The organism is Plebeiibacterium sediminum (assembly GCF_026013605.1).
In the GTDB taxonomy this organism is placed as follows: Bacteria; Bacteroidota; Bacteroidia; order Bacteroidales; family Marinilabiliaceae; genus Saccharicrinis; species Saccharicrinis sediminus.
The window spans coordinates 1-1,307 of the sequence record NZ_JAPDPJ010000204.1 but is presented as its reverse complement, the minus strand read 5'-3'; the positions used below and the strand labels follow the sequence as shown (position 1 = coordinate 1,307).

At 33.1% G+C, this 1,307-nt stretch carries 1 protein-coding gene; it reads left to right on the top strand.

From position 1 onward, the window contains the following. Window positions 1–121: 121 nt before the first annotated feature. Window positions 122–1,294 carry an IS4 family transposase gene (locus OM075_RS25060; protein ID WP_301193304.1) on the top strand — a complete coding sequence of 391 codons (1,173 nt, stop codon included), beginning with the start codon at window positions 122–124 and terminating at the stop codon, window positions 1,292–1,294. Window positions 1,295–1,307 lie beyond the last annotated feature (13 nt).

Genomic DNA, 1,307 nt, shown 5'->3' with positions numbered 1-1,307 from the left:
TACTAGTGATGCGTTAACTTTTAAAAATATTTTGCAAACAATTATATTTCAATACAATATAAACGTTCTTTGATTTTTTGATTTGATTTGACTTTTAGCTTTGCTCTTTTAATGCAAGGCTATGAATTCTGGTAAATATATTTTTGCTCAGCTACTGCAATTTGTAAACCGTTATGAGTTTGACAAATTCGTAAATAAATATAACGGCGATTATCGAACAAGGGATTTAAACTGCTGGAACCAGTTTATTCAATTATTCTTTGGTCAATTAACAGCAAGAAACTCGTTACGAGATATCTGCACGTGTTTAAAAGCTCATAGAAATAAACTTTATCATCTTGGGATAAAGCAATATGTGAATCAATCCACACTGTCAAGAGCTAATGAGAACAGAGACTCAAGGATCTTTGCTGATTTTGGTAACTTCTTAATCCAGGAAGTTCGGCCATTATATGCAAACTCTTCAATTCCCGATGTTCACATCAAAAATGAAGTGTTTGCTTTGGATTCAACGACAGTTTCACTTAGTCTAAAGCTTTTCAGTTGGGCACCGGGAAAATACTCCAGAGGAGCAATAAAGATCCATACGTTGCTGGACTTAAGAGGAAGTATTCCATCCTATATCCTTATCACCGACGGCAAATACCATGATAGCAATGTGCTTGATGTTATTACGCCCGAAGTAAATGCTATTTATGTCATGGATAAGGCTTATATCGATTTTAAAGCATTATATCATATGAATGAATCTGGAGCTTTCTTTATATCCAGAGCAAAAACAACAATGGATTTTTCTGTCACAGAGGTCAATTACAATATTGACGAAACTACAGGTCTAAGAAGTGATAAAATCATCATTCTCAATGGATACAAGTCCAAGAAATTGTATCCTGAGACATTAAGGCTTATTGAGTATTATGATGATGAAAAAGACACCCTCTTAACGTTTATAACAAATAACACATACGCTTCAGCACTTGAAATTGCTCATTTATACCGGAATCGTTGGCAAATAGAGATTTTCTTTAAGTGGATAAAACAGAATCTTACAATTAAAAAACTTTGGGGCCATTCTGAAAATGCCGTTAATATACATATCTGGGTAGCAATTTGTACCTACCTTATAGTTGCTAAAGTCAAGCATTCTTTAAAAAGTGAACTCTCAATTTATGAGATCATACAAATTTTAGGCATTTCTGTGTTCGATAAAGCTCCAATAAAAGAACTGCTTACAGAATATCAAATCAATCAAGATGTCAAAGAACAATTAAATTTGTTTAGTGATAATTTTTAACGCATCAGCAGTA

Bases quoted from the DNA above. Each gene is read 5' to 3' on its own strand.
- OM075_RS25060 (WP_301193304.1), top strand. From the start codon at position 122: ATGAATTCTGGTAAATATATTTTTGCTCAGCTACTGCAATTTGTAAAC.